This is a genomic window from Mesorhizobium sp. M2A.F.Ca.ET.037.01.1.1 (genome assembly GCF_003998075.1).
Lineage (GTDB): Bacteria > Pseudomonadota > Alphaproteobacteria > Rhizobiales > Rhizobiaceae > Mesorhizobium.
Genome location: NZ_RZSA01000311.1, coordinates 1 through 6,486, shown reverse-complemented (window position 1 = coordinate 6,486; position 6,486 = coordinate 1). Strand labels below are relative to the sequence as shown.

The 6,486-nt window shown below is 68.0% G+C and carries 5 protein-coding genes; 3 read left to right on the top strand and 2 right to left on the bottom strand.

Features of this window, described 5'->3' with window-relative positions; all coding sequences use genetic code 11:
* A partial coding sequence (locus EOA27_RS16945) for a cellulase family glycosylhydrolase (RefSeq protein WP_127256742.1) occupies positions 1-898 on the bottom strand: 898 nt, incomplete at its 3' end.
* Positions 899-937: 39 nt separating this feature from the next.
* Entirely contained in the window at positions 938-2,125 is a 1,188-nt protein-coding gene (locus EOA27_RS16940; RefSeq protein WP_245491106.1) for a DUF1972 domain-containing protein, read from the bottom strand.
* Positions 2,126-2,481: 356 nt separating this feature from the next.
* On the opposite strand from EOA27_RS16940, the gene EOA27_RS42140 reads away from it, so the two are divergent.
* From EOA27_RS42140 to EOA27_RS16920, 3 genes are all read left to right on the top strand, one after another.
* The gene (locus EOA27_RS42140; RefSeq protein WP_245491105.1) at positions 2,482-4,920 is read left to right on the top strand and encodes a glycosyltransferase; all 2,439 of its coding nucleotides are present in this window, start codon (positions 2,482-2,484) and stop codon (positions 4,918-4,920) included.
* Between the two features lie 9 nt (positions 4,921-4,929).
* Positions 4,930-6,156, top strand: coding sequence for a GNAT family N-acetyltransferase (locus tag EOA27_RS16925; protein ID WP_126083308.1), 1,227 nt, complete (start codon positions 4,930-4,932; stop codon positions 6,154-6,156).
* A gap of 96 nt (positions 6,157-6,252) precedes the next feature.
* Complete coding sequence (locus EOA27_RS16920) at positions 6,253-6,477, top strand: hypothetical protein (RefSeq protein WP_126083307.1); 225 nt, start codon at positions 6,253-6,255, stop codon at positions 6,475-6,477.
* The last annotated feature ends 9 nt before the right edge of the window (positions 6,478-6,486 follow it).

Genomic DNA, 6,486 nt, shown 5'->3' with positions numbered 1-6,486 from the left:
CGTCGGACCTCTCCGTATCCTCAGCCATCCTGGCCCGGACCGAGGCCAGCGTCTGTTCCAATGTGCCGGCCGAGGCTGGCCACGGCACGTTGTTCAGCGCGCGGTAGACCGGCTCGCGCATCCATGGCGCGCCCTGATGGCTGAACAGGTAGGGTTCGTAGAAGTGGAAGGTGAACAGGATCGGCTCGAATTCCGCCAGCGGCGCCGGATCGAGCGCGGTGAGGCCCCGCACCATCGAGCCGCAGCCGCCGGTGACGACGATCGGTAGGTCTTTCGCCGCGCCACGCGCGGCGGTCAGCAGCGCTGCCTGCACCTTGGGCCACACCTCGGAGGAACAGTCCTGCGGCGGCTCGTTGACCGGCTCCAGCGCGACCCTGCCGGGCGCTATGTCCTTGAGCATGCCCGCCACGTCGGCGACGAAGGCCCGGTAGCGGGCGAATTCCGGCGCGCCGGTGCTGGAAATCATGCGCTCGGGGTTCCAGTAATGGGTGGCGCCATTGGCCTGCACGTTGACGATGACGCCGAGATCGGCGGCCAAAGCCGCTTCGACCGCCGCACTGAGCATCGCCATGAGGTCGGCGCGTCGGTCCGCATCGGCGACCAGAAACGGGCCCGGATCGACAGGCAGGCGGATGAAGTCAAGCCCGCTGGCGCGCAGCCGGGCAAGGTCAGCCGGCGTCGGCACCGGCCGCTGCGACTGGAAAGGCGGCCAGTCATAGTCGGTGCGTGGCGCCGGGTATTCGCGCGTCAGCGCGAACCACGGCCAGGCGTTGACGCCGCGCCTGAAAGGCCATTCGCCGGCGGCGCGCGCTCTAGATACGAGCGGCGGGACCGCCAGCGGCGCCGTCGCCACGGCCAGCGCCGCGCCGAGCAGACGGCGGCGAGACCAGCCGGTCATGCGTGCCCAGTCATGCGTGCCCCAGTCATGCGTGCCCAGTCATGCGTGCTTGGCCCGGTCGGCTTGCGCCGGCGCGGCGGTGGCGCCGCCGAGCTGCCGCAGCGCTTCCTTCTCATAGGCGGTGAGCACGTCTTCCCAGCGGAAGGCCTCGCGGGCGCGTGCCCGCGCCGCCTTGCTGCAACGCGCCACCAGCGCGTCGTCGGCCAGCGCCGTGTCGATCCGTGCGCTCAGGCTGTCGGTGTCGTTGAAATAGATCGCCGCCTCGCCGGCGACCCAGCGGTTGTAGCGGTTGTCATGGGCGATCACCATGTTGCCGGCAGCCAGCGCCTCAACCAGCGAGGGGTTGGTGCCGCCCACAGTGTGGCCGTGCATATAGGCGCGCGCATGGTAGCGCAGCGCCTTCACGCTCGCCTGGTCGTAGATCGCGCCTGGCATGATCACCGTGGTGCCTGCCGCCTCGCGCACGGCGCGATGGTAGGGGATCTCGTCGTTGAGCGTGCCCAGCACCACCAGCTTCATGTCGCCGCGATCGCGGCGGCGGAAAGCTTCGATGATCGGCAGGATGTTGTTGTCGGGTTCGATGCGCGCGATCGAGACCAGGTATTTGCCGGGCTCGAGCCCGAGCGCGCGAACGGGTTCCTCCGGCGCCGAGGTCACCGGGTCGGCCCCATAGGCGATGGTGGTGATGGCGCTGTGCGGCCGCCGCGTCGCCAGATGGTCGGCGATCGCCGGGTGGTCTGCGATAAGCCGTTGCGACAGCCAGGCGCCGATCCATTCGTTGAGCCAGAACCAGGCGCGCGCCGCCGGCCCCCATTTCGGCCGCCGCCACTCGATGCCGTCCATATTGGTGATGATCCTGCGCCGCATGAGCCTGAGCCAGGTCAGGAACACCGCGCCGTTATAGCCGAGCACCAGGCACACGCCGGGGCGCCTGGCGGCATCGAGCACGCATTGCCAGTCGAACTCCAGCGTCGCGCGCGGCCCGCTGGAGGCGACCTCGATGGTGATGAGCTCGATGCCGCGCCAGGTGTCGCTCGTCACCCTTTGGCCGACGCGCTCGACTTCCTTCTGGCAATAGACGCCGACCTTCCAGCCGCGTCCGGCCAGGAAAAGCGCCAGCCGCTCGGCGAAAGTCTCGAAGCCGCCGTGGGAAGCCGGAATGCCGCGTGTCCCCAGGATCAGGATCGAAGGCTTTTCGATCGGGTTGGAAGATAGTTCCGGTTTCAAAATAAAAGGATTCCCCCGGGGTCCGGTCATGGTTGTCGCTATGTCAATGACCGCCCAGCAACTTCCGTGCCAGGGGTACCCCCAGGGTGGATACTCGCATGAAGGTGTAAAATTTCTCTTCAGAGCGCGGGGCTTGCTTCATTATCGGTCAACCTTCGCGACGTATCTGTGTCGATACGGGGCACGGTCGGGTACCAGGGCCGCAGCAGGGCAATCAGGAAGCCGGCACGATCCTTGCTCCCGGGCCTGCAGTGGCCACCGCTGGGTGGAGCGGCGTGCGGATTTGGCATGAAGTTTCTTCCGCGCTTGAAGGGCCCGGTGCCGAGCGGACTCGAGGTGCAGGTGGAAAGAAAGTGATGCGCATTGCCTGCGTTCATCAGGGCTACGAGCTCTATGGTTCGGACCGCAGCTTCGCCGAGAGCGTGGCTGCGCTGCGCGCCGCGTTTCCGGCCGCCGAGATCGAGGTCGTGCTGCCGCGCCAGGGGCCGATCGTCGAGATCCTCAAGCCGCATGCCAGCCGCATCGTGTTCGAGCCGCTCTGGGTGCTCAGGCGCCAGGCGATGCTCAGGCTCGCCACCGTCGAGATGGCGCGACTGCCCGCGGCGCTCTGGCGCGCCTGGCGCCGCATGCGGGGCAGCGACCTGACCTATATCAACACCTCGATCATCGCCGACTATGCGCTGGCCGCGCGGCTTTTGCCGCGCAAGGCGCTGCTGCACATCCACGAAATCCCCGAGCGCATATTGCGCAAGGTGCTTGTCGCCCTGATGCGCTGGAGCCGTGCGGACCTGATCTTCAACTCGCGCGCCACGCGCGCAACGTTCGGCGATCCGCCGGCCATCGATGCCAGGGGGCGGCGCACGCATGTCGTCTATAACGGCGTCGCCGGGCCGCTGGCCCTGCCGGTGACCTATGACGGCAGCCGCCCGCTCAGGGTCCTGCTGCTTGGCCGCGTCAACCGCATCAAGGGGCAGGAGGTGCTGCTCGAAGCAGTCGCCTCGCTTCCCGCTGGGTTGCGCAATCGCGTCGAGGTCCGTCTCGTCGGCGGCGCCTTCGAAAGCGTCGAGCGCGAGCAGGCGCTCGCCGAGCTGGTCGGGCGCATGGGGCTTACAGGGCATGTCGAGGTGCTGCCCTTCGTCTCCGACCCGACCGACCACTATCGCTGGGCGGATATCGTGGCGGTGCCGTCGCGCCGCCCGGAATCGCTCGGTCGCGTCGCCATCGAGGCGATGGGCTGGGGCAGGCCGCCGCTGGTGTCGGCGATCGGCGGACTGGTGGAAGTGGTGGCCGACGGCGAGACCGGCTGGCATGTGCCGCCGGGGGATGCCAAGGCCCTTGCCGGCAAGCTCAGCGAGATCATCCAGCGGCCGGAGCTCTGGCGCGGCTTCGCCGCCGCCGGCCGCACGCGCTACGAGACGCTCTTCAGCGAGCATATCGCCGCCGCGGCGGGGACGGGCGGGCGTCGCCCGCGAGGCGGAGACGAGCCCGTGAAGTTCACCTTCCCGGCCCATCTGGTGCGGCGCCTCATGCTGATGATCGGCGGCGAGGCGATGCAGAGCGGCTTCCATTTCGCCCTCAACATCGCGTTGCTGCATCTTCTGTCGGCCGAAGGTTACGGCCTCTTCGCGCTGGCCATGGTGATGGGCGGCGTCGGCCTGTCCTATATCCGCTCGCTCACCGCCGTTCCGGCCGCAATATGGATGGGCAAGAGCACCAACAGCGCCGGCGTCGACGCGTATGACATGACCTTCGGATCGGCGGCGCTGGTGGTGGCGCTGCTGATGGGGCTGGGCACGGGGCTGCTGATGCGCCTCTTGGGCGACCCGAGCGGCATCGGCGCCGCCTGCTTCGTCTGCGCCTGGTCGCTGCGCAGCCATATGCGTACGGCATTCTTCGCGCGCCGCATGCAACTCGTCGTCTCCATCAGCGACGCCGCATTCACGATCGCGGGCATAGTGCTGGCGGCAGCGGCGATCTGGTTCTTCGCCAACGCGCTTCAGACCACTTTCTACGCACTTGCCGCGGCCAATATCGTCGGCATCGCGGTGCTGGTGAAACTGGCGCGCCGCAGGCTGCGCGTCTCGTTTCGCGCGCCGACCTGGCGGCGCTATGCAAAGCTCTGGCCGCAGCTCTGCTGGTCGGGCTTCAGCGCCACCACCACCAACATCCAGGGGCAATCCCTGGCGCTGCTGGTCGCGGGCATCGCCGGGCCTGCCGCCTACGCCCCGCTGGCGGCGGTGCTGGTGCTGTTCGCGCCGCTGCGCATCTCCAGTCTAGCCTTCTCGAACATGCTGCAGCCGGAACTTGCAAAGCTGGTGCGCAACAAGGAGTTCGACCGCGTCTGGACGCAGGCCAAGATCTGGGCGCTTGTCATGGGTTGCGGCAGCCTGGCCTATGGCTGCGGCGTCCTGTTCATCCTGCCGATGATCAAATCGCAGGCTCTGCAGCATGCCTCGGTCGGCCTGATCGGGCTCTTCGCCATCGCCAACTTCGTGCCGATCATGGCCTATGTGATGCCGCGCGTGGTCCTCGAGATTCTGGGCGATTTCCGCATCGTCGCCTTCATCACCATGGCCGGCGCGATCGTCGGGCTGGCGACGATCGGCATCCTGCTGGCCGTCGCGCCGTCGACATGGGCGCTGGCCGGCGCCGCGGTGTCGGAGACCTTCGTGCTGGTGGCCTCATGGTATTTCACGGCCAACCGCATGTGGAACCTCAAGCACCCCAACGAGCAGCGCCCCACGATGGTCGGCGCCTGGCGCCGCGCGGCGACGCTCGCCGTGCAGAGACGATAGGAGAATGATGTGGCAAGCCAGGCAATGCCGATGGCCGCGATGACGACCGGCCTGGCCGAGGGCGAGGCCGCGCCGCACGCCGGCGCCGCTGGCATCGCTTACGTGGCGCAGTTGCACACCAGCCTCGAAACGGCCAAGCCGCTCTGGCTGCGTCTCGAGACGACCGGCGTGTGCACCGGCCACCAGCATTTCGCCTGGGCCGAGGGGATCGTCGAGCGGCTCATGCCCCCGAAAGCCGAACTGGCCATCGTCGAATTGCGGGACGCCGCGACGGCCGAACCGGTCATGCTCGTGCCGCTAATGCGGCGCCGCGCGTTCGGCCATTGGGTGGTCGAGTGGTTGAGCTGCGGGGTCTGCGACTACGCGGCACCCTTGCTCGCCGACGCCACGCCCTGGACAAGGCAGTCCGCCGAGGCCGCCTGGGCGGCGGTGCTTTCCGTGCTGCCGCCGGCGGACCGCATCCACATCACCGGTATCCCGAAGGAGATCGGCGGCGTCGCCAATCCCCTGGCGCTGCTTTCGCCGGCGCGCGATTCCATCCATTCCCGTTACGGCATCGCCATGGATGGCGACGCCGACACCGTCGTCAAGCGCATCTGCCGTCCGTCCTTCGTCAAGGCCCTCAACAAGGACCTGCGCCGTCTGGACCGCAATGGTGGCCTGGCGTTGGTGGAAGCCGACACGCCGGCGTTGGTGGACTCGATTTTCGGCAAGCTGGTCGAAATGCGGCTCAGCCGTTTTCGCGAGCTCGGCCGGTTCGATCTCCTGGCGCGGCCGCCGGTCGCCGAGTTCTACCGAAGCGCGGCGCAGCGCGGTCTGAAGGACGGTTCGGTACGCGTCTTCGGCCTGCGCGCCGGCGACGTCATGGTCGCGGTCCAGTACCTTGCGGTCCATCTCGGCACACTGCATGCGCTGCTGGTCGCGATCGACCAGGCCGCGGTGCCCAACGTTTCGCCCGGGCTGTGCATCATGGGCGAGCTGATCCGCTGGGGCCGCGGGCAGGGCTTCGACTATTTCGACCTGTCGGTCGGCAACCAGAGCTACAAGGAGCATATGGGCGCGGTGAAGTCGGTTCTGTCCGAGCTTTGCTACGGCATCACGCTGAAGGGCCTGGCCGCGAGCGGCGCCATCAAGTATCGCGGTCGGGGCGTCGCCTTCGTGCGCGACAACCCGCGCCTCTTCAAGCTCGCGCAGGACTTCATGCAGCGCTGGCGGCGGCTGCGGGCGGGGCGGTGAGCGGGCGGCCTGCGCTGGCCAAATTGACTCACATTCCGCTCTCCGCCATGCTTGTGACAGCCGCATCCTTCGGCGGCAGCGTGTTCGAGTGAGGCCATGGCCAGTCCCGTCTCCAGAGAAAAGTCCCGCCGCGCCGCGGTGAAGTCCGCGCTCGAGCGCCACAAGGTCTATGTCACCGCGCAGCGCTTTTCCGGCGGCACTTACAGCGCTCGCGTGCTGGTCGACGGCGAAGCCTATTGGGTCGACGAGTTCCGGCTGAGCCAGCTGAGGCAGGGGCTGACCCCGGCCGAGCTGGAACTGACGCCGGCGATCGACGATTGATCTCTTTCC